Source organism: Kitasatospora sp. NPDC057500, assembly GCF_042802195.1.
Classification (GTDB): domain Bacteria; phylum Actinomycetota; class Actinomycetes; order Streptomycetales; family Streptomycetaceae; genus Kitasatospora.
The window spans coordinates 61605-86919 of sequence record NZ_JBHVER010000001.1; the positions used below are offsets into that span (position 1 = coordinate 61605).

General features: G+C 75.6%; 12 protein-coding genes. 5 read left to right on the forward strand and 7 right to left on the reverse strand.

Annotated elements, in window-relative coordinates:
* Positions 1-16 precede the first annotated feature (16 nt).
* From ACFU74_RS00135 to ACFU74_RS00150, 4 genes are all read right to left on the reverse strand, one after another.
* On the reverse strand, positions 17-13717 hold the full coding sequence (locus ACFU74_RS00135) for an SDR family NAD(P)-dependent oxidoreductase (protein WP_380749210.1): 13701 nt from the start codon (positions 13715-13717) through the stop codon (positions 17-19).
* 590 nt (positions 13718-14307) lie between these two features.
* Positions 14308-15024 carry an HAD-IA family hydrolase gene (locus ACFU74_RS00140; protein ID WP_380749213.1) on the reverse strand — a complete coding sequence of 239 codons (717 nt, stop codon included), beginning with the start codon at positions 15022-15024 and terminating at the stop codon, positions 14308-14310.
* 152 nt (positions 15025-15176) lie between these two features.
* Positions 15177-16295 (reverse strand): Gfo/Idh/MocA family protein, encoded by a 1119-nt coding sequence (locus ACFU74_RS00145; protein ID WP_380749216.1) that lies wholly within the window; start codon positions 16293-16295, stop codon positions 15177-15179.
* Positions 16292-17458 (reverse strand): DegT/DnrJ/EryC1/StrS family aminotransferase, encoded by a 1167-nt coding sequence (locus ACFU74_RS00150; protein ID WP_380749219.1) that lies wholly within the window; start codon positions 17456-17458, stop codon positions 16292-16294. The genes ACFU74_RS00145 and ACFU74_RS00150 overlap by 4 nt, the downstream gene beginning before the upstream one ends.
* 161 nt (positions 17459-17619) lie before the next feature.
* On the opposite strand from ACFU74_RS00150, the gene ACFU74_RS00155 reads away from it, so the two are divergent.
* The 5 genes from ACFU74_RS00155 to ACFU74_RS00175 all read left to right on the forward strand — a co-directional run bounded on the left by ACFU74_RS00155 (position 17620) and on the right by ACFU74_RS00175 (position 22232).
* Positions 17620-18060, forward strand: a complete 441-nt coding sequence (locus tag ACFU74_RS00155; protein WP_380749222.1) for a type II 3-dehydroquinate dehydratase — start codon at positions 17620-17622, stop codon at positions 18058-18060.
* Entirely contained in the window at positions 18060-19142 is a 1083-nt protein-coding gene (locus tag ACFU74_RS00160; protein ID WP_380749225.1) for an ROK family protein, read from the forward strand. The genes ACFU74_RS00155 and ACFU74_RS00160 overlap by 1 nt, the downstream gene beginning before the upstream one ends.
* Complete coding sequence (locus ACFU74_RS00165; RefSeq protein ID WP_380749228.1) at positions 19139-20209, forward strand: 3-dehydroquinate synthase family protein; 1071 nt, start codon at positions 19139-19141, stop codon at positions 20207-20209. The genes ACFU74_RS00160 and ACFU74_RS00165 overlap by 4 nt, the downstream gene beginning before the upstream one ends.
* Position 20210: 1 nt before the next feature.
* Positions 20211-21050, forward strand: a complete 840-nt coding sequence (locus tag ACFU74_RS00170) for a shikimate dehydrogenase family protein (protein ID WP_380749231.1) — start codon at positions 20211-20213, stop codon at positions 21048-21050.
* A gap of 177 nt (positions 21051-21227) precedes the next feature.
* Positions 21228-22232 carry an alpha/beta hydrolase gene (locus ACFU74_RS00175; protein ID WP_380749234.1) on the forward strand — a complete coding sequence of 335 codons (1005 nt, stop codon included), beginning with the start codon at positions 21228-21230 and terminating at the stop codon, positions 22230-22232.
* 151 nt (positions 22233-22383) lie between these two features.
* On the opposite strand, the gene ACFU74_RS00180 is transcribed toward ACFU74_RS00175, so the two are convergent.
* From ACFU74_RS00180 to ACFU74_RS00190, 3 genes are all read right to left on the reverse strand, one after another.
* Positions 22384-23463 (reverse strand): arylcarboxylate reductase, encoded by a 1080-nt coding sequence (locus ACFU74_RS00180; protein ID WP_380749237.1) that lies wholly within the window; start codon positions 23461-23463, stop codon positions 22384-22386.
* Positions 23460-24422: an ACP S-malonyltransferase gene (locus ACFU74_RS00185; RefSeq protein WP_380749239.1), complete on the reverse strand. Its 963-nt coding sequence runs from the start codon at positions 24420-24422 to the stop codon at positions 23460-23462. Before ACFU74_RS00185 ends, ACFU74_RS00180 begins: the two co-directional genes overlap by 4 nt.
* Positions 24423-24680: 258 nt before the next feature.
* Complete coding sequence (locus tag ACFU74_RS00190; protein ID WP_380749242.1) at positions 24681-25061, reverse strand: helix-turn-helix transcriptional regulator; 381 nt, start codon at positions 25059-25061, stop codon at positions 24681-24683.
* Between the last annotated feature and the right edge of the window lie 254 nt (positions 25062-25315).

The following is a 25315-nucleotide window of genomic DNA, read 5'->3' on the forward strand; positions in this document are numbered from 1 at the left end:
TTCCTCGTATCCGTCATCAGGAAAGGCCGAGTTCGTTGTCGATCAGGTCGAAGAGCTCGTCGTCCGAGGCGGCGCCCAGGTCGACGCCCTCGGCCTCGGGCTCCTCGCCCGACTCCGCCCAGCGGGCGGTGAGGGCCTCCAGACGGGCGGCCACCTGGGCGCGCAGTCCGTCGGGCGCCGCGGACCCGCCGACTGTCCCGGCCGTGGCCGCCAACGCCTGCTCCAGCCGGTCGAGTTCGAGCAGGACGGGCGGCACGGCCACCGAGGCCGCCAGGCCCAGTCGGTCTCGCAGGTACTCGGCGACGGCGGCCGGGGTCGGGTGGTCGAAGACCAGGGTCGCCGGGAGCCGGACGCCGGTGGCCTCGGTGAGGCTGCCGCGGATCCGCACCGAGGTCAGCGAGTCGAAACCGACGTCCTTGAACGCCTGGGCGGGCTTCACCGTCTCGTCGATGCTCTGGCCGAGCACCTGGGCCGCGCTGGCCCGGACCAGGTCCAGGAGCAGCCGGAGCTGTTCGGCCTCGCCCACCGCGGAGAGCCTGCGGAACAGGACCTCACGGCCGTCGTCGGCGGGCGCGCCGGTGGCGGCGGTGCGGCGGGGGGCGCGGACCAGGCCGCGCAGCAGGGGGTTCAGCTCGCCTCCCGCCGCCTGCCTGCGCAGCGCGTCGCGGTCCAGCCGGGTCGGGACCAGCAGCGCCTCCGGGGAACGCAGCGCGGCGTCGAACAGCGCCAGCGCCTCCTCCGTGGCCATCGCCGCCAGGCCGCCACGGGCCAGTAGGGCCAGGTCGGCCTCGCCCAGGTGCCCGGTCAGGCCGCTGGCCTGCGCCCACAGGCCCCAGGCCAGCGACACCGCCGGCAGACCGCGTTCACGGCGCCACCCGGCCAGCCCGTCCAGGAACCCGTTCGCCGACCCGTACAGGCTCTGCCCGGCGCTGCCGAACACGCCCGCGCCGGAGGAGAAGAGGACGAACGCGGCCAGGCCGAGGTCCTTCGTCGCCTCGTGCAGATGCCACGCCGCGTCCGCCTTCGGCGCGAACACCTCGCCCAGCCGCTCCGCGGACTGCGCCTCGAACACACCGTCGGCCAACGCCCCGGCGGTGTGCACCACCGCCGTCAACGGACGCTCCACCGGAACCCCACGCACCAGGCCGTCCACCACCGAGCGGTCCGACACATCGGCCGCCACAACCTCCACCGACGCACCCAGCGCCGTCAACTCCTCGACCAGCTCCGCCGCACCAGGGGCCTGCGGGCCCCGGCGGCTCACCAGCAAGAGGTGCCGCACCCCGTGCGACTCCACCAGACGCCGGGCCACCAGACCACCCAGCGTCCCGGTACCGCCCGTCACCAACACCGTCCCCACCGGGTCCAGCACACCACCACCCTCAGCGGCGACAACGGCCCGGGCCAGACGCGGCACCACCGCGGCCCCGTCACGCCAGACGACGTGGGGTTCGCCGGACGCGAGCGCGCCGGCCACCAGTGCGGCGGGCACCGCCGAACCGTCGGTCTCCACCAGGACGATCCGACCCGGGTGTTCGAGCTGCGCGGTGCGGACCAGGCCGCGGACGGCGGCGGCTGCCGGGTCCCCGGCGCCGTTCGCGGTCAGGACCGCGAGCGGACCGGCGGCGTCACCGGCCAGGTGCTCCTGGATCCCGCCGAGCGCGGCGCCGACGAGTGCGCGGGCCGCCTGTGGCGCCGGCAACCCCTCGGGGACGTGGGTCAGGTCGAGCACGTCGCCCTCGGACGGGCGGTCCGCCGCCCGCGGCAGGCCGACGGGCGCCCAGTCGACGCGGTACAGGTGCTCGGCGGCGGTGCCCTGGGCGGCGGACAGCCGCTCGGGCGCCACCGGCCGCAGGACCAGCGCCCCGACGGCACCGACGGGCCGGCCGACCGGGTCGGTCAGCGCGAAGGAGACGCTGTCCGGGCCCTCCCGGCGGGAGCGCACCCGCAACGCGGTGGCCCCGGCCGCGTACAGGGCCACGTCGTTCCAGGCGAACGGCAGCAGCACCTCCCCCGGTCCGGCCACCGGCGCCGCGCCCAGGTTGGCGGACTGCAGGGCGGCGTCCAGCAGGGCCGGGTGCAGTCCGAACCGCCCGGCGGATTCCGTCAGTTCCTCCGGGAGCGCGACCTCGGCGAACACCTCCTCGCCCGAACGCCAGGCGGCCCGCAGGCCCCGGAACGCGTCGCCGTACCCGTAGCCCGCCTCGGCGAGCCGCTCGTAGAAGCCGTCCAGGTCGACCGGCTCCGCACCGGCCGGCGGCCACGCCTCGTAGCCGAACTCCGGTGCGCTCTCGGCCGCCAGGAAGCCGGTGGCGTGCCTGGTCCACACGCCGCCCTCCGCGTCCTCGGGCCGCGAGTGCACGTGGACGGCCCGGCGGTCGTCGTCGGCGGTGGCCGGGTCGACCGTGACGCGGACCTGGAGACCGCCGCGCCCGGGCAGGATCCCCGGGGCTTCGACGACCAGTTCCTCCAGACGGCCGAGGCCGGTCTGCTCCCCTGCCCGCAGGGCGAGTTCGAGGAAGGCCGCGCCGGGCAGCAGTACCGTCCCCGAGACGGCGTGACCGGCCAGCCACGGGTGTGTCCGGGTCGAGAGCCGGCCGGTGAACACCGCTCCGCCGTCGGGCAGTTCGACCAGGGCGCCGAGCAGTGGATGCTCGGCCGCGGCGACGCCGAAGGCCGTCACGTCACCGGTGGAGGCCACGGGTTCGAGCCAGAAGCGCTGGTGCTGGAAGGCGTAGGTCGGCAGCTCGGAGGGGCGGACGGTGCCGGCTCCGGCGAAGGCCGGGGACCAGTCCACGGGCAGGCCGCGGACGTGGAGTTCGGCGGCGGCGAGCAGGACCCGGTCCCAGCCTCCGTCCTCCCGGCGCAGGGTCCCGGTGACCACGGTCGGCGCCTGGACGGCCTCCTCCAGGGCCTCCACGATGCCGTGGGCCAGTACGGGGTGGGCACTGACCTCGACGAACGCCCGGAAGCCCTCGCCCGCCAGGGTCTCGACGGCCTCCGCGAACCGCACGGTCCGCCGCAGGTTGCGGTACCAGTACCCCGCGTCCAGCTCCGGACCCTCCAGCCAGCGGTTCTCGACGGTGGACAGGAACGGGACGGTCGCCGTCCGGGGCCTCACGGAGCCCAGCAGCTCGGCGAGTTCGGCCTCGATCGACTCCACGTGCGAGGTGTGCGAGGCATAGTCGACGGCGATCCGACGCACCCGAACGCCCTGCTCCTCGTACGCGGCCACCAGGGTGTCCAGCCCGGCCGGGTCACCGGCGACCACGACCGAGGACGGGCCGTTGACGGCGGCGACCTCGACCCCGTCCGGCAGAGCGTCACTCACCTCGGCGAGCGGCAACCCGACCGACACCATCCCGCCCCGGCCCGCCAGACCCCGCGCGATGGCCTTCGACCGCAGCGCCACCACGGCGGCGGCGTCCTCCAACGAGAGGACGCCCGCGACATGCGCCGCCGCGATCTCCCCCTGCGAATGGCCGACCACCGCATCCGGAACCACACCCAGCGACGCCCACAGGCGCGCCAGCGCGACGTTCACCGCGAACGACACCGGCTGCACCACATCCACCCGCTCCAACGAGGCCGCACCCGGAACCTGGTTCACCACATCCAGCAACGACCAGTCGACAAAAGGCTCCAGAGCCTTCCCGACCTCACCCAGCGCCTCCGCGAACACCACCGACTCGACGAGCAGCCGACGCCCCATCCCCACCCACTGGGAACCCTGCCCCGGGAAGACGAACACCGACCGACCACTCACCTCCGCCCGACCGGACGCCAACCCGGCCGCGCCCTCTCCCCCCGCCAGAGCCCTCAGGGCAGCGACGAGGGCGGCCCGGTCGGCGCCGACGGCCACGGCACGCTCGGTGAACCGGGTGCGCCCGGTGGCGAGGGTGCGGGCGGTGGCGGCGAGGACCGGCGCCGACTGCCCCTCCGCGAAGGCCGCCAGCCGCACGGCCTGCTCACGCAGCGCCGCCTCCGAGGCGGCCGAGACCACCCAGGGAACCGCCGTCCCACCGGCCCCGGCGGTGGCGGGCGCGGTTTCCTCGACGGACTCCGGCTCCGCCTGCTCCAGGATCACGTGCGCGTTCGTCCCGCTGACACCGAACGCCGAGACGCCTGCCCGGCGCGGGCGGCCGGCCTCCGGCCAGGCCCGCTGCTCGGTGAGCAGGGCGATGCCGCCCGAGGACCAGTCGATGTGCGAGGAGGGCGCGTCGATGTGGAGGGTCTGCGGCAGCACGCCACGGCGCAGCGCCTCCACCATCTTGATCACGCCCGCCGCACCGGCGGCGGCCTGGGTGTGGCCGATGTTGGACTTCACCGACCCGAGCCAGAGCGGCTGTTCGGCCGGACGGTTCTTGCCGTAGGTGGCGAGCAGGGCGTGTGCCTCGATCGGGTCGCCGAGCGGGGTGCCGGTGCCGTGCGCCTCGACGGCGTCGACGTCGGCGGCCGTCAGACGGGCGTTGGCGAGCGCGGCCCGGATCACCCGCTCCTGCGAGGGACCGTTCGGGGCGGTCAGACCGTTGGACGCACCGTCCTGGTTGACGGCCGAACCCCGGACGACCGCCAGCACCTCGTGCCCCAGGCGCCGGGCGTCGGAGAGCCGTTCCAGCAGCAGCAGGCCCACTCCCTCGGACATCCCGAACCCGTCGGCGGCGTCGGCGAAGGCCTTGCTCCGGCCGTCGGCGGCGAGGCCGCGCTGCCGGGAGAAGCCGACCAGGCCTTCGAGCGTGGACATCACCGAGGCGCCGCCGGCCAGGGCCAGCGTGCACTCCCCGGCGCGGAGCGCCTGGGCCGCGAGGTGCAGGGCGACCAGGGAGGACGAGCAGGCGGTGTCGACGGTGATCGCGGGTCCCTCCAGGCCGAGGGCGTAGGAGAGCCGGCCGGAGAGCACGCTGCCCGCGTTGCCGGTGACCAGGTAGCCCTCGTCGGCGGCGCCGCCGGTGCCCTGGGTGCCGTAGTCCTGGCCGTGGGTGCCGATGAAGACGCCGGTCGGGGTGGCGCGCAGGGCGGTGGGGTCGAGTCCGGCGCGCTCCAGGGTCTCCCAGGCGACTTCGAGCAGAAGCCGCTGCTGCGGGTCCATCGCCAGGGCCTCGCGCGGGTTGATGCCGAAGAAGGCGGCGTCGAAGTCGGCGATGCCGGGCAGGAATCCGCCGCCGCGCACGTAGGTGCGGCCGGGGGCGTCGGGGTCGGGGTCGTAGCTGCCGTCGAGGTCCCAGCCCCGGTCGGTGGGCAGGCCGGTGACGGCGTCGCCGCCGCCGGCGACGAAGCGCCAGAGGTCCTCGCCGGAGTCCAGGCCGCCGGGGAAGCGGCAGCCGACGGCGACGATCGCGATCGGCTCGTCCTCGGCCCCGGCGGCCTGCGCGGCGGGGGTGGCGGGGGCGGCGGGGCCCGGTTCCTCGCCGACGAGTTCGGTCGCGAGGTGGGCGGCGAGGGCCTTGGGCGTCGGGTAGTTGAACACCAGGGTGGCGGGCAGACGCAGTCCGGTGGCGGTGCCGAGGGCGTTGCGGAGTTCGACGGCGGTGAGCGAATCGACGCCGAGTTCCTTGAACGCCTTGTCGACGTCCAGCGCCGCGGCCGAGCCGTGGCCGAGGACGGCGGCGGCGGTGTCGCGGACGAGGGCGGTCAGCAGCTCGTCGCGGTCGGCCGCGGAGAGTCCGGCGAGCCGCCGGGCGAGGGCGCCGGCGCCGTCCGCGGCGGTGCGGGCGGCGGCCCGTCGCAGCGCGCGGGGTGCGCGGGCGGCGGGTGCCAGCTCTCGCAGCAGCGGCGGGAGGTCCTCGGTCCGGACACCGGTGACGTCGAGCCTGATCGGCACCACGGCCGCGGGCTCGCCGGTGAGCGCGGCGTCCAGGAGGGCGAGGCCCTGGTCGGCGGCGAGGGGACGGGTGCCGACCCGGGCCATCCGGGCGAGGTCGGTGTCGCTCAGCCGGCCGCCCATGCCGGCGGCCTCGGCCCACAGGCCCCAGGCGAGCGACACTGCGGGCAGTCCGAGCGAGCGGCGGTGGGCGGCCAGGCCGTCGAGGAAGGCGTTGCCGGCCGCGTAGTTGCCCTGTCCGGAGCCGCCGAGGACGCCGGAGGCGGAGGAGTAGAGCGCGAAGACGGCCAGGCCGAGGCCGGCGGTGAGCTCGTGCAGGTGCCAGGCGGCGTCGACCTTCGGGCGCAGCACGCTGTGCCACTTGGCGGCGTCCAGGGCTTCGATGACGCCGTCGTCGACGATCCCGGCGACGTGGACGACGCCGGTCAGGCGGTCGGCGACGGTGTCGACGACGGCCGCCAGCGCGGTGCGGTCGGCGGTGTCGAGGGCCTCGGCGCGGACCACGGTGCCGTGCGCGGCGAGTTCTTCGAGCAGGTCGGCGGGCACGGCGGAGCGGGAGAGGAGCACGAGTTCCGCGACGCGGTGGACGGCTGCGAGGTGACGGGCCACCAGCCGGCCCAGGCCGCCGTTGGCGCCGGTGACCAGGACGGTGCCGCCGGCCAGCGGGGACGGCGGGCCCTCCGCGGGGGCGGGCCGGGCGGCCGGGCGGCGTAGGCGGGCGACCAGCAGTCGCCCCTCACGCAGCGCCAGCTGCGGTTCGTCGCCCGGTGCGGCGGCCACCGCCCGGGCGGCGTCGGCCGGGTCGTCGGCCTCGACGAGGACGAAGCGGCCGGGGTTCTCCGACTGGGCGGTGCGCACCAGGCCCCGGACGGGTTCGTGGACGAGTTCGCCGCGCCGGGTGACGACGACGAGCCGGGAGTCGGCCGTCCGGTCGTCGGCCAGCCAGGCCTGGAGCTCCCGCAGGACGTCGTGGCCGACGGCGTGGGCGCGCTCGGGCACGGTGTCGGAGGGCGCGCCGCCGCCGGCGGGCAGGACCACGAGGGACGGCAGGGCGCCGTCCTCGGGCAGGTCGCTGTGGAGGGTCCAGTCGGCGGGCGCCCCGGCGGCCTCGGGTGCGGGGACCCAGTCGACCTCGAACAGGGCCGCGTCGTCCGCCGGACCGGCGGTGAGGCCGCGCGGGTCCACCGGCCGCACGGTGAGGGCCTCGACGTCCACGACGGGGGCGCCGGTGTCGTCGGCGGCCCGGATGGTGAGGGTGTCGGGGCCTGCGGGGGTGACGACCACGCGCAGCCTCTCGGCGCCGGCGGCGTGCAGGCGAACGCCGGCCCAGGAGAAGGCGAGCCTGGGCACGTCGGCGCCCGGGAAGAAGCCGGCCTCGCCGAGCGGGTGGAGGGCGGCGTCCAGCAGGGCGGGGTGCAGGCCGTAGGCGGCGGCGTCCGAGGTGGTGTCGGGGAGGCGGAGCTGGGCGTAGAGGCGGCCGTCACCGAGCCAGGCGGCCTCGACGGCGTGGAACGCGGGGCCGTAGGCGACGGTGAGCCGGTCGTAGAGGCCGTCGATGTCGAGCGGGCGGGCTCCGGCGGGCGGCCAGACCGCCAGTTCGTCGGTGCCGACGGGCTCCGGGCCCTCGGGGGCGAGCGTTCCGGTGGCGTTGGCCTGCCACGGCAGGCCGGGGCCGGTGCGGGTGAGCAGCCGGACGCTGCGGCGGCCGTCCTCGGCCTCGCCGACGTGCACCTGGAGGTCGAGGCCGCCGCCGTCCGGGACCACGAGCGGGGCGGAGACGGTCAGTTCCTCGACCGTGGGCGCGCCGAGCCGGCGGCCGACGTGGGCGAGGGCGTCGAGCAGCGCGGTACCGGGCAGCAGCGTCGCGCCGCCGACCCGGTGGTCGGCCAGCCAGGGCAGGGTGTGTTCGGTGATCCGGCCGGTGAAGACGGCGCCTTCCTCGCCTTCCTCGGCTCCGAGCAGCAGTTCGGCCTCCAGCAGCGGGTGGCCTGCCCTGTCCAGGCCGACGGCGGCGAGGTCGCCGCCGGCGCGGCCCGGCCGGAGCCAGTAGCGCTGGTGCTGGAAGGGGTAGGTGGGCAGTTCGGAGGGGCGGACGGTGGCGGCCTCGGCGTGGGCCGGGGACCAGTCCACGGGCAGGCCGCGGACGTGGAGTTCGGCGGCGGCGAGCAGGACCCGGTCCCAGCCCCCGTCCTCCCGGCGCAGGGTCCCGGTGACCACGGTCGGCGCCTGGACGGCCTCCTCCAGGGCCTCGACGACGGCGTGCGCGAGCACGGGGTGCGCGCTCACCTCGACGAACGCCCGGAAGCCCTCGCCCGCCAGGGTCTCGACGGCCTCCGCGAACCGCACGGTCCGCCGCAGGTTGCGGTACCAGTACCCCGCGTCCAGCTCCGGACCCTCCAGCCAGCGGTTCTCGACCGTCGACAGGAACGGGACGGTCGCCGTCCGGGGCTTCACCGAATCGAGAAGCTCGGCGAGTTCGGCCTCGATGGACTCCACGTGGGCGGTGTGCGAGGCGTAGTCGACGGGAATCCGGCGCACCCGGGCGCCGCGCTCCTCGAAGGCGGCCACCACGATGTCCAAGCCGGCCGGGTCACCGGCGACCACGACCGAGGACGGGCCGTTGACGGCGGCGACCTCGACCCCGTCCGGCAGAGCGTCACTCACCTCGGCGAGCGGCAACCCGACCGACACCATCCCGCCCCGGCCCGCCAGGCCACGGGCGATGGCCTTCGACCGCAGCGCCACCACGGCGGCGGCGTCGTCCAGCGAGAGGACGCCCGCGACATGCGCCGCCGCGATCTCCCCCTGCGAGTGGCCGACGACCGCGTCCGGAACCACACCCAGCGACGCCCACAGGCGCGCCAGCGCGACGTTCACCGCGAACGACACCGGCTGCACCACATCCACCCGCTCCAGCGAGGCCGCACCCGGCACCTGGTTCACCACATCCAGCAACGACCAGTCGACAAAAGGCTCCAGAGCCTTCCCGACCTCACCCAGCGCCTCCGCGAACACCACCGACTCGACGAGCAGCCGACGCCCCATCCCCACCCACTGGGAACCCTGCCCCGGGAAGACGAACACCGACCGACCACTCACCTCCGCCCGACCGGACACCAGCCCGGCCGCACCCTCTCCCCCCGCCAGAGCCCGCAGCCCGCTCAACGCCCGCGCCCGGTCGGCGGCGACCACGACGGCCCGCCGTTCCAGCGCGGCCCGGGAGCCGGCGAGCGCGCGGGCGACGGCCGGCGCCTCGGCGGCGGGCCTGGCCTCGGTGAACCCTGCGATCCGTTCGGCCTGTTCGCGCAGGGCCTCGGGGGAACGCGCGGAGAGCAGCCAGGGCACCGGGGTGCCGGAGTCGGCGTCGAGTTCGCCGTCGAGTCCGACGGGCACCGCTCGGTTCGCCGGCTCCTGGACGGGGGCCTGCTCCAGGATCACGTGGGCGTTGGTGCCGCTGACGCCGAACGAGGAGACGGCGGCCCGGCGCGGCCGGTCGACCTCGGGCCAGGCCCGTTCCTCGGTGAGCAGGGCCACCGCACCGGACTCCCAGTCCACCCTGGTGCTGGGCGCGTCGATGTGCAGGCTCTTCGGCAGCACGCCGTGCCGCAGCGCCTCGGTCATCTTGATCACGCCGGCGACCCCGGCCGCCGCCTGGGCGTGGCCGATGTTGGACTTCAACGACCCCAGCCAGAGCGGCTGTTCGGCCGGACGGCCCTGCCCGTAAGTGGCCAGCACCGCCTGCGCCTCGATCGGGTCGCCCAGCGAGGTCCCCGTCCCGTGGCCCTCGACGGCGTCGACGTCCGCCGCCGTCAGCCCGGCGTTGGCGAGCGCGGCGAGGATCACCCGCTCCTGCGACGGACCGTTCGGGGCGGTCAGACCGTTGGACGCACCGTCCTGGTTGACGGCCGAACCCCGGACGACCGCCAGCACCTCGTGCCCCAGCCGCCGGGCGTCCGACAGCCGCTCCAGCAGCACCAGGCCCACGCCCTCGGCCCAGGCGGTGCCGTCGGCGCCGTCCGCGTAGGCCCGGGCCCGGCCGTCGGCGGAGAGCGCACGCTGGCGGGAGAACTCGACGAAAGAGGTGGGCCTGGCCATGATCGCGGCGCCGCCGGCCAGGGCGAGCGTGCACTCGCCGTCGCGCAGCGCCTGCGCGGCCAGGTGCAGGGCCACCAGGGAGGAGGAGCAGGCGGTGTCCACCGTCACCGACGGGCCTTCGAGGCCGAGGGTGTAGGAGATGCGGCCGGAGGCGACCGAGCCGGCGTTGCCGGTGCCGAGGTAGCCCTCCAGGCCGTCCGGGACCTCGGCGAGTTCGGTGGCGTAGTCGTGGTACATCAGGCCCGCGTAGACACCGACCGGCTGCCCCTTGAGCGAGGTCGGGTCGATGCCCGCGCGCTCCAGCAGTTCCCAGGAGGTCTCCAGCAGCAGCCGCTGCTGCGGGTCCGTCGCCAGCGCCTCGCGCGGGGAGATCCCGAAGAAGGCGGCGTCGAACTCGCCCGCGTCGTGCAGGAATCCGCCGTGGCGGGCGTAGGAGGTGCCGGGGACGGCCGGGTCCGGGTCGTAGAGGGCGTCGAGGTCCCAGCCGCGGTCGGCGGGGAAGGGGGTGATCGCGTCGGTGCCCTCGGAGACCAGCCGCCACAGGTCGGCCGGGGAGGCGACGCCGCCGGGCAGCCGGCAGGCGGCGCCGACGATGACGACGGGGTCCTCGGCGGACGGCACGGTGCGCGGTGCGTGCGCGGGCCGGGCGGCGGTGGCCGGACGGCCGGTCAGCGCGTTCACCAGGAAGGCCGCGACGGCGCTGGGGGTGGGGTGGTCGAAGGCGAGGGTGGCGGGCAGCCGAAGGCCGGTGGCGACGGCGAGGCGGCCGCGCAGTTCGACGGCCGTGGCGGAGGTGAACCCGAGGTCCTTGAACGGGCCGTCGGGGCGGATCGGGTCGGGACCGTCGCCGGCCAGCCCGGCGGTCTCCGCGAGGACGAGGTCGAGCAGTTCGCGCTGCCGGTCGGCGGCCGGGCGGCCGGCCATGCGGCGGCGCAGTGCGGCGGCGGTCGCGGTGTCCGGGGCGCTCGGGCCGGCCGGGGTGTCGATGAGGTCGCGCAGCAGGGCCGGGACGTCCTGCGGGGCGAGGACGTCCAGTCCTTCGGGGTCGAGCCGGAGCAGCAGCAGGGAGGTGTGGTCGGCCAGGTGGGCGGCGTCGAACGCGGCGGCGCTCTCCTGGGCGGTGAGCCGGCCGAGGCCGGGCGGCACGGGGCGTCCGTCCCCGTCGGCGGGGCCGGTGATGAGGGCGAGGCCGGGCAGGCCGTGGCGGCTGCGGTGGTGGGCGAGGGCGTCGAGGAACGCCGCGGCGGCGGCCTCCCCGGGGGCGCCGGGGGTGCCGAGCGGGCCGACGGTGGGGGTGTGCACGACGAAGGCGGACAGCTCGGTGCCGGCGGTCAGTTCGTGCAGGTTGACGGCGGCGGCGAGGGCGGCGCCGAGGCCGGGGAAGGCCGCGCCCGGGGTGTGGACGACGGCGTTGAAGCGGGTGCCCGGGCCGGACAGCCAGTCGGCGAGGGCGTCGCGGTCGGCGAGGTCGAGGGCGCTGAGGGTGGTCTCGGCGCCGGCGCCGGTGAGGCGTTCGGCGAGTTCGGCGGCGGCCCGGTCGGCAGGGCCGTGGGGGCTGGTGAGCAGGATCCGGCGCACGCCGCGGCCGGCCACCAGGTGGTGGGCGACGGCGGCGGCGGCCGGCCCGTCGGCGCCGGTGACCAGGACGGCGCGGCGCGGGTCGAAGCGGGCACCGGGCTCGCCGTGGGCGAGCGCGGCGGACACCCGGGCGGCGCGCGGGCGCAGCGCCACGCCGGAGCGGACGACGAGTTCGGGTTCGCCGGAGGCGACGGCGGTGGCCAGGGCGTCGGCGGCGTTCTCCTCCGCGTCGAGGTCGACCAGCAGGAACCGGCCGGGGTTCGCCACCCGGGCGGCACGGACCACGCCGCGCAGCGCGGCCTGGACGAGGTCGGTGGCGCCGCCGGGTCCGGCGGCGCCCCGGGTGACGACGACCAGCACGGTGTCTGCGAGCCGTTCCTCGGCGAGCCAGGCGGTGAGCTGCCCGTCGAGCGCGCGCACGGCGTCCTCGACGTCGGCGGCGAGCGGTCCGGGGGTGCGCAGGCCGGCGCCGACACCGAGCACGGCGGCATCGGGCAGCGGGCCGGCCGCGGCCAGCGCGGCCGGGTCGGGGTGGGCGGCGGCGCCGAGGGCGTCGGCGAGGCCGAAGGCGTCCGCGCCGAGCACCGCCCAGGTGCCGGCGGCGGGGCGGGCGCCGGGGACGGAGGAGAGCGGCAGCCAGTCGACGCGGAACAGGTGCTCGTAGTGGCTTCCGCCGGCGGCCCGCAGCCGGGCGGGCGCGTCGAGCAGCACGTGCCGGGTGATCTTGCCGGACGCGGTGCGCGGGATGCGCTCCGTCTCGTACAGCTCCTCGGGGACCTTGAAGTAGGAGAGCCGTTCCCGGCAGGCGGCCAGCAGGGCCTCCGGGTCGAGGCCGCCGGGGCCGGGCACCAGGAAGGCCACCGGCACCTCGCCGAGCACCTCGTGGGGCTTGCCGACGACGGCGACGTCCGCGACGCCGGGTACGCCGCGCAGCACCTCCTCGACCTCGGCCGGGTGGATGTTCTCGCCGCCGCGGATGATGAGTTCCTTGATCCGGCCGGTGATGGTGAAGTAGCCGGAGCCGTCGCGCCGGGCGAGGTCGCCGGTGTGGTACCAGCCGCCGCGCAGCGCCTGCTCGGTGGCCTCGGGCTGGTTGTGGTAGCCGAGCATCACGCTCGGGCCGCGCACCCAGACCTCGCCCTCCTCGCCGTCGGCGACGTCCAGGCCGGTCTCGACGTCGACCAGGCGCACGCCCAGGCCGGGGACGGGCAGGCCGCAGGAGCCCTCGACGCGGGCGCCGGTGGGCCAGTTGACGGTGATCGAGCCGCATGTCTCGGTGGAGCCGTAGGCGTCGATGAGCGGCGCGCCGAACGCCTCCTCGAAGGAGCGCCGCAGCGTGGCGGTGGTCATGGCGCCGCCGACCAGGCACATCCGCAGGGCCGGCGCGGTGAAGCCGTCCTCCCGGGCGGCGCGCACCAGTTGCTGGTACATGGTGGGCACGCCGGCCAGGAAGGTCGCGGACTCCTCGTGGACGGCCTCCAGGACGTCCCGCGCGGCGAAGCCGTCGAGGATCCGGGCGGTGGCGCCGACGGCGGTGACGCTCAGCACGCAGGCGATGTGGGAGAGGCTGTGGAACAGCGGCAGCGGCCAGACCACCCGGTCCTCGGCGCTCAGGCCGGGCACCGGCACGTAGCAGGCGGCGACCGACCAGAGGCAGTTGCGCTGGGTGGACAGCACGCCCTTGGGCCGGCCGGTGGTGCCGGAGGTGTAGAGCATCCAGGCGGGGTCGTCGAGGCCGAGGTCGTCGCGCGCGGGGGTGGCGGGGTCGGTGCCGGCCAGGGTCTCGAAGGAGAGGGTGCCGGCCGGGACGGGGCCCTCGCCGGTGACGATCACCCTCAGGTCGGCCCGGCCTCGGGCGAGGGCGGACAGGCCGGCGGCGCGGGCGGCGTCGGTGATGACGACGCGGGCGCCGCTGTCGTCCAGCAGGTGGGTGAGTTCGGCCTCGGTGGCGTGCGGGTTGAGCGGGACGCCGATGGCGCCGGCGCGCAGGATGCCGAAGTAGGCCTCCACCACCTCGACGCTGTTGCCGAGCAGGATCGCGGCCCGGTCGCCGGGCTGGAGGCGCAGGTCGGTGAGGTGGCCGGCGATCCGGCCGGTGCGGGCGTGGAGCTCGGCGTAGGTCACGCCGCGGACGGCGTCGCGGAACGCGGTCTTGTCCGAGCTGTCGCGGGCGTGCTCGGCCAGCAGTTCGGGCAGCGGCCGGATCAGCTCGGTGCGCAACATGCCGTCACTTCCTTGGGTCGGTTCGGGTCGGTTCGGGTCGGGCTGCTCGGGCGGCTCGGTCGGGGCCTCGGGCGGGGCATTCGATTTCCGCCCGGTGCCAGGGGCGGGCGACGGCGGAATGGGAATTCCATTCCGGGTCGGGATTTTCGCGGCACGGGTCCGGCGCATTGCCGGGCGGTCTTTCCGGGGCGGCCTTTCCGGGGCGGCCGTACGAGAATTCCCGCCGGTCACAGTCTCGTGCGGCGGGAGCTCCGGGCCGCCCCTATCCGACCCCCTATACAGGCCCTATTCGCTGAGGACCGGGGGCAGGGGCGGCGGGCGCGGCCGGCGGGCCGCGGGGACGCGCCGGAGACGCACGGGTGGGGCAGGCACGCGGCGGGGGCGCGAGGGCGACGGCACCACCGGTGGAGCCGCGGGCGCGGTCGGCGGACAGCGGAGCGGCGGGCATGGTGCGGGGGCGGATCCGTCGCCCGAGCGGGCCGCGCGGCGGGCGGGAACGGCGCCGCCCCGCCGGGCGTGGCCGCGGCGGGGCGGGGAGGGTGGAGCGGCCCGGCCGGCGGGGCGGCCGGGTGGTCCGGGCTCGCGGCCGGTCAGTGGGCCGGGACGGGTTCGGGCAGCAGGGCGAGCAGGTCCTCGGGCCGGCGCAGCACCGCGTCGGGCCGTTCGGCGAGCAGCGCCGCCTCGTCGGTCTCGCCCCACAGCGCGGCGATCGCGCCGACCCCGGCGCCCCGGGCGCTCGCCAGGTCGGTGACGGCGTCGCCGACCATGACGGTCCGCTCGGCCGGCACGTCGAGCAGTTCCAGGGCGCGCAGCACGATGTCGGGCGCGGGCTTGGCCCGGGGGACCTCGTCGGAGCCGAGCACGTGGTCGAAGTGGTGCAGCAGGCCGAGCTGGTCGAGCAGCGAGCGGGCCCGGGGGCCGCTCTTGCCGGTGGCCACGGCCAGCCGGATGCCGCGCCGGTTGAGGTCGATGAGCAGTTCCCGCGCCCCGGCGTGCACGGTGACCTGGTGGGCGAGCCGGTAGCTCTCCCGGACGAAGGGCTCCTCCAGGGCGAGCGGCAGCCCCATGATCCGCATGATGTCCGGGAAGTAGCGGCCCAGGTGGCGGCTGTACTCCTCGAACGGCGGGTGGCCGTCGCCGACCACCTCCTCGTAGGCGGTGAGGAACGCCCGGCGCATCACGTCGAAGCTGTCGACGATGACGCCGTCGAGGTCGAAGACCACGGCGCGCAGCGGGAGGAAGGCGGCGAGCGGGTGGCCGTCGGGCCCGGTGGTCGGGGCGGTGGCTGCAGGCTGGTCGATCGGCATGGGATCTCCATGGGACGAGGGGCTGCCCGGACGGGTGACCGGGCCTGACACCCCGGGGCCGACGGGATGGGCACGGCCTCCGGGGCCGGGGCGCGGGGCTGCTCGGGTGGGGCTGCGGCTCGGCGGGGACGACGGTCGGACGCCGCCGACGGTCAGACGGTGAGGGCTGCGGCCTCGTCGGCGAGCCGCGGCCGCGGGGCGCGGGCCGCCGTGTAGAGCCGCTCGATGACCGAGATGGTGTGGTGGGCGCGGTTCACGGCCGCGCCGCGCGAGGCCGGGTCGGCGAGCAGGGCGGGCAGCTCGTCGAGCTGGCGCACGTACTCGGTGCCGACGCCCTCCCCGGGCAGCGGGACATCGGTGGTGACGCCGTCGCGGGTCCGGGTGAGGCGCGGGACCCGGCGGTTCGGGCTGAAGCCGAAGGTGCACTCCAGGGTCGCGGACCCGGTGGCGCCCTCCACGGTGATCCGGGTGGTGTCGACGGGCTCGTGGGAGGCCCAGCTCGCCCGCACCGCCACCGAGACGCCGGTGTCGGTGAGCAGGAAGCCGCGGGCGGTGTCCTCGACGTCGCCCGCGCCGTCCGGCCCCTCGGTGCCGCGCCAGCCGGCGCCGCGCCTGCCGTCGTTGACGAAGTCGGCGGAGAGCGAGCCGAGCACCGACGGGAACCGGACGTCGCCGCCGAGCACGGCCTGGGCCGTGTCCAGCAGGTGCCAGCCGAGGTCGACCAGGGCGCCGCCGCCGGAGAGCCGCCGGCTGGTGAACCACCCGCCGGCGTCGGGGACACCGCTGGCGCGGACCCAGGCGAGGTCGACGTGGCGGATCGGGCCGAGGTCCGCCGCCAGGTCGGTGAGGGCGGTGACGTCCGGCCGGTAGCGGGCGGCGCTGCCCGCCAGCAGCACGGTCCCGCCGGCGCGTTCGGCGGCGGCCAGCCGGTCCGCCTCGGCGGCGCTGAGGCAGACCGGCTTCTCCAGGAACACCGGGATGCCGCGGGCGAGCAGGCGCTCGGCCACGGGGGTGTGCAGGTGGTTGGGCACCGCGACGACCGCGAGGTCGACGTCGGGGCCGAGCAGGTCGGCGTCGGCGAGGAGCACGGCGCCGGACGGCACGTGCTCCGCGCCGCCCGGGCCGGGCTCGACGACGGCGGTGACCCGGTAGGCCGGGTGGGCCGTCAGGCGGGGCAGCCAGATGGTGCGGCCCGCCCAGCCGAGGCCGACGACGGCCACCCGCACCGGGGCGTCCGGCCCCCGTCCGGCGGTGCTCGCCGGCGCGTTCACACCGCGGCCAGGGCGTCGGCGATGATCTGGGCGGTGTCCTCGATCGCCCGCTCGCTCGCGAGGAGGGTGCGGTGGTGCAGCCAGATGCCGTCGGCGGTGAGCGCCTCGCTGTTGGGGCAGGCCTTGGCCAGCGCGTCGACGGTGGTGTCGGGCGCGGCCGACTCCCAGAAGCCGTCCGAGCGGTAGATGGCGCGGAAGACCACGAAGGCGGGCAGGCCGCGCGCGATCAGGTCGTCGACCAGGGCGTTGCGCCTGTCCTCGCCGAGGCCGGGCACCCGGAACATCGCCATGTAGTGCGGGACGCGGTCGGCCCGCTCGTCGTGGCCCTGCGGCACCACGCCGGGGATCTCCGTCAGCAGGCTCTTGAGCAGCTTGGAGCGCTCCTCGCGGACGCTGATCTGGCTGTCCAGGCGGGCGAGCTGGGCGCGCAGCACGCTCGCGGAGAACTCGTTGAGCCGGAAGTTGGACCCGGAGGTCTGGTGGTAGTACTTCCGGTCCGTCGGCGGGCGGCCGCAGCTGTGCCGCAGGAACGCCTCGTCGTACTGGGCGGTCTCCGGGAAGGTGACGGCGCCGCCCTCGCCGGCCGTCATCAGCTTGCCGTTCTGGAAGCTGAAGGCGGCGATCGAGCCCAGCTCGCCGACCCGGCGGCCGCGCCAGCGGGCGCCGTGGGCGTGCGCGGCGTCCTGCACGATCGAGACGCCCGCGTCGGCGGCGAGCCCGTCGAGGGCGTCCAGGTCGGCGATCTGGCCGGCGATGTGGACAGGCATGATCGCGCGGGTCCGCGGGGTGATCGCGGCGGCGGCCGCCTCGGGGCTCAGGTTGTAGGTGTCGAGGTCGATGTCGACCGGCACCGCGGTGGCGCCGAGCCGCTGGGCGGCCTGGGAGGAGGAGATGAACGTGAACGCGGGCACGATGACCTCGGTGCCCGGGCCGACCCCGAGCAACTGGAGGGCGATCTCCAGCGCGTGGGTACCGTTGGTGACGGCGAGCGCCTTGGCGGCGCCGTGGTAGTCGGCGAACTCCTGCTCGAAGGTGTCGACCTCCTTGCCGCCCATCCGCCACCACTGGCCCTGCTCCAGCGCCCTGAGCAGTGCTTCGCGCTCGGCATCGTCGTACTGCGGCCAGACCGGGAAATCCGGGGCCTGAAGTCCTTGGGCACTCATGATTCCGCGCAGCCTTTCCTGTAGGGGACCGTGGAACGGCACGCTAACCCAGGAAATGCGGCCCGTCACCTCCCCTACGCACCCCCCTAGAAAGCCCTTGTCCTGCAGTCCGGCACCCGTCTTCGGGGTTCCCCCCGGGAACTCGCTGCTATAACCGGAATATGAGCGAACTGCTATTGCTGAACGGCCCCAATCTCGGGATCCTCGGCCGCCGCGAACCGGAGGTCTACGGCACCGACACCCTGGCCGACATCGAGGCCGCGGTCGCCGCCGAGGTGGCCGGCCGGGGCTGGAAGGTGTCCTCCGTCCAGCGCGAGTCCGAGGGTCAGCTGATCGAGGCCGTGCAGGACGCCTGGGACGGATCCGTCGGAGCGATCGTGAACCCGGGCGCGCTGATGATCGCCGGCTGGGGCCTGCGCGACGCGCTCGCCGCCTACCCGCGGCCGTTCGTCGAAGTGCACCTGTCCAACGTCTGGGCGCGCGAGTCCTTCCGGCACGAGTCGGTCCTGGCGCCGCTCGCCTCGGGGGTGATCGTCGGGCTCGGCGCGCTCGGCTACCGCCTCGCCGCGCAGGCGCTGCTGGCGAAGGTCCCGGCGTCCTGATGGGCTTCGCGACGGGCACCCCGGCAGGGGACACCACGACGACGCGGGCCGCGGCGGCGCACGGCCCCACGGCTCAGGCCCCGCCGGCCGCCCGGGGCGTGCTCGGCATCGACATCGGCGGCACCAAGGTGGCGCTGCGCGCCGAGGACGGGCCGCCCGGCGGGCCGGTCCGCACCGAGGAAGCGGTGCTGCGCTGGCCCGGTGCCCGGGTGGCCGGCGCCTACGCCGACTGGACGGCGCTGGCCGGCACGGTAGCCGACCTGCGCGAACGCTGGGAGGGCGACTTCGCGGCCGTCGGGGTGGCCGTGCCCGCGACCGTCGGCCCGGACGGCCGGGTGCTCGCCTGGCCGGGCCGCCCCGGCTGGCGCGGCTTCGACCTCGTGCCCGCACTGCGGCGGCTCTTCCCCACCGCAGCACCGGCCTGGGCGGACGACGGCGACCTCGCCGCGCTCGCCGAGGCGGTGCACGCCGGGTCCGGGAACGTGGTCTACCTGGGTGTCGGGACGGGCGTCGGCGGCGGTGTCGTGCACGAGGGCGCGCCGCTGCCGGGCCCGGGGCGCGGCTCCTGCGAGGCGGGGCACCTGATCGTCGACCGCCGGGGGCCGGTCTGCGACTGCGGGCGGCGCGGCTGCCTGCAGGCCGTCGCCTCCGGTCCGGCGACCCTGCGGCGCGCGGAACTGCTGCGCGGCGCGCCGGTCGAGTACGCGGAGCTGCGGACCGGGCTGGCCGGGGGCGCGCCGTGGGCGGTGGAGGCCGTCGAGGAGACCTGTGCCGCGCTGGCGGCGGCGGTCGTCTCGCTCGGTGAGCTGTTCCACCCCGAACTGACCGTGCTGGGCGGCGGGTTCGCCGACGGGCTGCCCGGCTTCACGGCGCGGGTGGAGGCGCACACCGCCGCGCTGGCCCGTCCCGGCGGCCCGGCCCCCGTGATCCGGCCGGCCGTGCTCGGCGGGCTGTCCTCGCTGCACGGCGCCCTCGCGCTGGCGCGGCTGCAGCCCGCGTCCCGGAGCGCGCCCCGGTCGCACCCCGCCGAGCCGCACCCCGCCGCACACCACCGCACCGACCATTCCCGGGAGCCGAGTTGACCACGACAGAACCCCTCCTCCCCCTCCTCCGCACGGACGGCGGGCTGCGGCGCATCGACGTGGAGCTGGGCGAGCGCGGCTACCCGGTGCTGATCGGCCCCGGCGCCCGCCACCGCCTGGCCGGGGTGCTCGCGGGGATCGGCGCCCGCCGGGTCGCGGTGGTCAGCGCCCGGCCCGCCGAGTGGCTGCCCGACACCGGCCTCGACACCCTGGTGGTGGAGGCGAAGGACGGCGAGGAGGGCAAGTCCCTCGCCTGGGTGGCCGAACTGTGCAGCCGCTTCACCGCGTTCGGCCTGGGCCGGGCGGACGCCGTGGTCTCCTGCGGCGGCGGCACCACCACCGACGCGGTCGGCCTCGCCGCCGCGCTGTACCACCGGGGAGTGCCCGTGGTCCACCTGCCCACCTCGCTGCTGGCCCAGGTCGACGCGAGCGTCGGCGGAAAGACGGCGGTGAACCTCCCGGAGGGCAAGAACCTGGTGGGCGCGTACTGGCAGCCGTCCGCCGTGCTCTGCGACACCGACTACCTCAGCACCCTCCCGCCGCGCGAACGCGTCAACGGCTACGGGGAGATCGCCCGCTGCCACTTCATCGGTGCCGGGGACCTCCGCCACCTGCCGCTGCCCGAGCAGATCGCCGCGAGCGTCGCCCGCAAGGCCGCCGTGGTGGCCACCGACGAGCGCGACGCCGGGCTGCGGCACATCCTCAACTACGGCCACACGCTGGGCCACGCGCTGGAACGCGCCACCGACTTCCGGCTGCGCCACGGCGAGGCGGTCGGCGTCGGCACGGTCTTCGCCGGCCGGCTGGCGGGCGCGCTCGGCCGGATCGGCCCCGAGCGGGTCGCCGAGCACCACGAGGTGGTCGCCCACTACGGGCTGCCCACCACGCTGCCGCCGGAGGTCGGCACCGGGGCGCTGATCGCCCTCATGCGCCTGGACAAGAAGGCCGTCGACGGGCTCTCCTTCGTCCTGGACGGCCCGCGCGGCGCCGAACTCGTCAGCGACGTCCCCGAGTCACTGGTCGCCCGCACGCTGGACGCCATGCCGCGCGCCGCCGGGGAGGCCTGAGATGCCCCTTCCCCACGACCCGCCGGCCCCCGGAGCACCGGTCACCGGACCGCCGATCTCCGGTCGCACCCGGCTGTTCGCGGTGCTCGGCGACCCGATCGCGCAGGCCAAGGCGCCCGCTCTGCTCAACCCGCTGTTCGCGGCGAGCGGCGTGGACGCCGTCCTCGTCCCCGTGCACGCCCCGGCGGACCGGCTGGACGAGGTCGTGCGAGGGCTGAAGGCCGTCGCCAACCTGGACGGGCTGCTGATCACCGTCCCGCACAAGCTGGCGATGTGCGGGCACGCCGACGAACTCAGCGATGCCGCCGCCCTGCTGGGCAGCACCAACGCGCTGCGCCGCGAGCCGGACGGCCGCTGGTACGGCGACAACTTCGACGGCGCGGGGTTCGTCCGGGGCCTGGCCGCCGCCGGGCGCAGCCCGGCCGGGCTGCGGGTGGCGCTGGCCGGTGCCGGAGGTGCGGGGCTCGCCATCGCCGCCGCCCTGCTCACCGAAGGCGCCGCCGAACTCACCGTCACCGATCCCGACCGGGGCCGGGTGGACGCCCTGCTGGAGCGGCTCGGCACCCGCTGGCCCGGCCGCGTGGCCGCCGCGCCGCGCCCGCCCTCCGACGTCGACCTCGCGGTCAACGCCACTCCGCTGGGCCTGGACCCGGCCGACCCGCTCCCCTTCGACCCGGCACCACTGGCACCCGGCGCGCTGGTCGCCGACATCATCATGACGCCCGCCGAGACCCGACTGCTGCGCACCGCCGCCGCCCTCGGCCTCGCCACCCACCCCGGCATCCACATGCTCTCCGAACAACTGCCGCTCTACCGCTCCTTCTTCCGCCTTCCGGGGTGATCCCCCGTTCCTCCGCAACCGCCGGGGAGCCCGGAACGGGCGGCGGTCGCGTACCGGGACGCGCAGGCGGCCGGTCCGCGACCGGCGAGTCCGGGACTCCGGTGGGCGGGGTCTTCCCGTACACCCGTCCGCCCCCCGGCACTCAAGCTGTGGTGCCACCCCGCCGAGACATGGCGTATGACGTACGTACACACACGCCGCTCACTGCTCGTCGGCACCGTGCTGCTGGGGACAGGTGGGCCGTCGTTCCTCGGAGCGCCCCCAGCCGTGGCCGTGGACCGGGCCGTGGCGGAGCAGCGGGTGGACGACCGGATCGTCGAGCTGACTTTCGACTCCCCGGCTCTGGGCGGCCCCGGGACGGTGGCTCTGCTCACGCCGCGCGGCTGGGAGCGCCGTGAGCCCGGTGACCGCTGGCCCACCCTCTACTTGCTCGCGGGCGGTGACGGCGACCACACGACGTGGACGACGATGTTCCGGGTGCAGGACCTGGCCGAACTGCGCGATGTCCTGGTGGTCATGCCGGGCATGCCGTTCTTCGGGTTCTGGACCGACTGGTGGAACCACGGCAGGCAGGGCCCGCCCCGGGTGCGGACGTACTTCCTGCGCGAAGTGATTCCCCTGGTGGAGCGGGACTACGGCGCCGGACCGCGCAGGGCGGCGGCCGGGGAGTCCCAAGGCGGCTTCGGCGCCCTGGGCATGGCCGCCCGGATCCCCGGGCTGTTCGGCGCCGTCGCGACGTTCGGAGCTCCCGTGCACCCGATCCGCCACCCGGAGATGTGGCTCTCCGGCGCGAGCTTCCTCGGCGTCGACGGCTACGCGCTCTTCGGCGACCCCTGGGCCCAGTGGGAGGTCTGGCTCGACTGGGACCCCTACCGCCACGCCGAGGGCCTGCGCCGCACCCCCGTCCACCTCGCCTCCGGCGACGGCACCCCCGGCCCCCTCGACGGCCCGGACCCCGACCCCCACATCCCCGGCACCGAGAAGTGGGTCGCCCTCGCCGACCCGGGCGTCGTCTCCGTCACCGAGGCCGTGTGCGCCGACGAGGCACGCCTGCTCGCCGGCCGGCTCACATCCCTCCGCGCCCCGGTCACCACCCACATCTACCCCGGCACCCACAGCGGGACCTACGGACACCGCGAACTGCGCCACGCACTGCCCACACTGCTCCGGGCCCTGCGCTGACCTGCGGAAGCGCGCACACGGGGGGTGCGGGCACCCGGGAGCCGGTGGCCGAGGTGCCCGCACGAAGGCAGGATCCGCTACCGCGACGCGGCCGGACGGCGGCCCGGGTCGGATGCCCCCGGCAACCTGCCGCCGCCTCGGGGCGACGGGTTCAGTAGAGGCCCTCGGGGGACGAGCTGGTGGTCTGGAGCGGGCGGACGTTGGCGACGGCGTCGGTGGGCCAGTGGTCGGTCGGGTGACGGAGGGCTTGGTCGCGTTCCAGGATGTTGGGGAGGAAGAGGTCCTCGTGGAGGACGGTGAGCCGTACCCGGCCGACCGTGCCGGGGGCGACCGGGGTCGAGAGGTCGCCCTTGTCGACCACCGCCATGGTGACCTGCGGGTAGTTCGGGACGTAGCTGATCAGCTCGCCGTCCCGCTCGATGTCCAGGCAGGCGGCGTTGCCGAAGGTGTTGCCGTAGGTCAGTCCGCAGATCCCGCCCTGCAGGGCGGTGGTGAAGGTCCGGTACATGTCGGCGCTGATCTGGGTGCCGCTCAGCCGTACGCCGTCGAGGGCGGCGACCAGTTCGGGCCGGTGCTGGCGGAGGGCCTGGAAGAGGGCCGGGGTGGTGTTGAGGTAGTGGACCCGGCCCTGCTTGAGGACGTCGGCGATCTGCTCCAGCAAGTGGGTGGTGTAGTCGCTGACCTCGGCCATGCGTCCCGCCCGGATGAGGCGCTTCACCCACCGGGGGTCCATGTCCACGGCGTACACCTGGCCGGCGTGGAGTTCGGAGACCTCTTGGACGCCGTTCCCGATCAGGTGCGGTCCGGTGGGGGTGGCCTGCAGCCAGGTGCGGCCCGGTGCGAAGCCTTCCCTCACGAAGGACCAGCGGCGCCAGAGCGCCCGGTGCAGCAGCATGTCGGGGGTGTAGAACGCCCGGCAGGGGGTGCCGGTGGTGCCTCCGCTGTCCCAGACCCGGCCGGCGAGCGGCCTGGGCACCGCCAGCGGGACGAGGTCCGCGGGGTCCTCCGTGCGCAGCCGGTCGAGCGGGAACGGGCCGAAGGCCCCGAGCTGGTCGTAGCGGGTGATGTCGCGGGGGTCGAAGTCCAGCCGGGGGGCCTGCCCGAGCCAGTAGGGGCTTCCGGACACCGGGTCGAAGTGCCGTCGGACCACGGTGCGGGTCCACTCGTCGAGGTCGGTGTCCAGCCATCGCGCGATCTGGACGTCCGCCTCGGCGCGGGTGGCGGCGGTCACGACAGGGCCTGTGCGCCGGAGAGGTCGATACCGAGGTCGTAGGCGGTGGTCAGGGCCTGCTCGATGTGCTCGGGCTGCTCGATGTGCACCACCGGGAAGGGGAACGCGAGGATGCCCTCGGGGATCGAGGGGCCCATCACCAGGCCGAGCTGTACGCCCTGTTCCTTCATCCCGCTGTAGACGTCGACCAGGCTGATCGGGTCCGTGGAGTTGCGGTGGAAGAGGTCCCTGACGTCGGCCGCGGTGCGCAGGACCTTGGGCTCCAGGCAGGACAGCAGGGGGATTTCGGGGTCGGTGAAGGGGATCGCGTCGATGCGCGGGGCCATGAAGTCACGGTAGGGCCGGCGCAGCGGGGTGTGGACGGCGATGGTGCGCCCGGGGAGCGGTACGACCGTTCCCGGCACGGCCTCGGCGGCGAGCCCGCCGAGTGCTTCGGCGTGGCCGGCGAGCATCATGATGCGCTGGGTGCCGTCGGCCGTGGGGCCGAAGTCGCCCGCCAGGTAGATGCCGGGGACGTTCTCGCCGGGGTGGGAGGGGGCGCCGTCGGCGAGGGAGCCGAAGGCGATGGCTATCCCCTGCTGCGGGTCTCCGGCGGGCGGTTCCGGGGTGTCGCGGGAGCCGGCCAGCATCTCGAACAGTTCCCGTCGCCCCAGCGATCCGGCGAGGCAGCTGGCGGTCATCGCGCCGAGGCTGAGGCCGCCGATGGCCGCGGGTCGCAGGTTGAACGAGGCGAGTACGTCGTGCACGCCGATCGCGAGGGCGGCTTCGCGGACCGTGCCGACGCTCTGGCGCTCCTCCTGGGCGGTCGGGAGGTCTTCCTCCAGGATCTCTCCGACCGTCAGCCCGGTCCACGCGGAGACCTGTTCGTACCAGCGCTGCACGACCTCGTAGGTCCGGTAGAGCTCCAGGCCGTGCGGCTCGGTCCCGACGCCGCCGCCGAACAGGTACCCCAGACTCATGACAGCTCCTGTGAATCGGTGTGAAAGGAGGGGGCGGTGGTGCGGCCCGTGCGGAGTGCAGCAGAAGCGGGCCCGACAGCACAATGTCACAGAATCCGGCGCTCGACGGGACGCTCGGGAACCCGTCTCGCGGCGCGACATCGATACGATATCCGGGTCTGGGAAAATATCCGACAGCATACCGGTGGAATGCGTTTCCCGTCTTCGGAATGGATTTCCCTTCGACCCGCCCCCGGGCGGGAGGCCTACGGGAGGAGATCAGGGAACAGTGCGTCCCACCCCCTTCTCGGGCTCAAGGAATTCCGGGAGAACGCGGGGTGGCCATGCCCCGACGCTCAGCACACCGAGGGAGTGCGCCCGGGAGACCAGGGCGGACCGGTTCGCGGCCTGGAAACGTCGCATCATCAGCCCGATGCGGTACTCGATGCCCTGTCGGCTCAGATAGAGGGATGCCGCCAGCCGTGCGGTCGAGGTTCCGACCGCCACGCCTTCCAGGATGCGGACGTCCACGGCGGTCAGCCGCCGGACGCCCGCAGCGCCGGCAGGCCCCCCGCCCGCCGGACGGGCGTCGTCGGCGGGCTCGGACCGCGGCGGCCGCTGCGCGGGCTTGATCTCCTCGGAGGTCGCTGACGGTGTCACTCCCCGGTCCCCCCTTCCCGGTCGCCCGTGCAACTCGCCGAGCCGCCGGCGTGCGGAGGGCAGACCGGTCGGCGCGTGGCCGGCAGTGAGGGACGGAAGCGACGGCACCACCGGTCGCTGCCCATGGAGCGGGAGGTCATGTCGGCCTTTCATTCCTTTCGCGAAATCCGCGCGGCGCCGGCGGGCGGGGTGTGGTGACACGTGGGACATCCTCGGCACCGGTGGGCCGACTGGTACTTGCCAATACAGGGAGC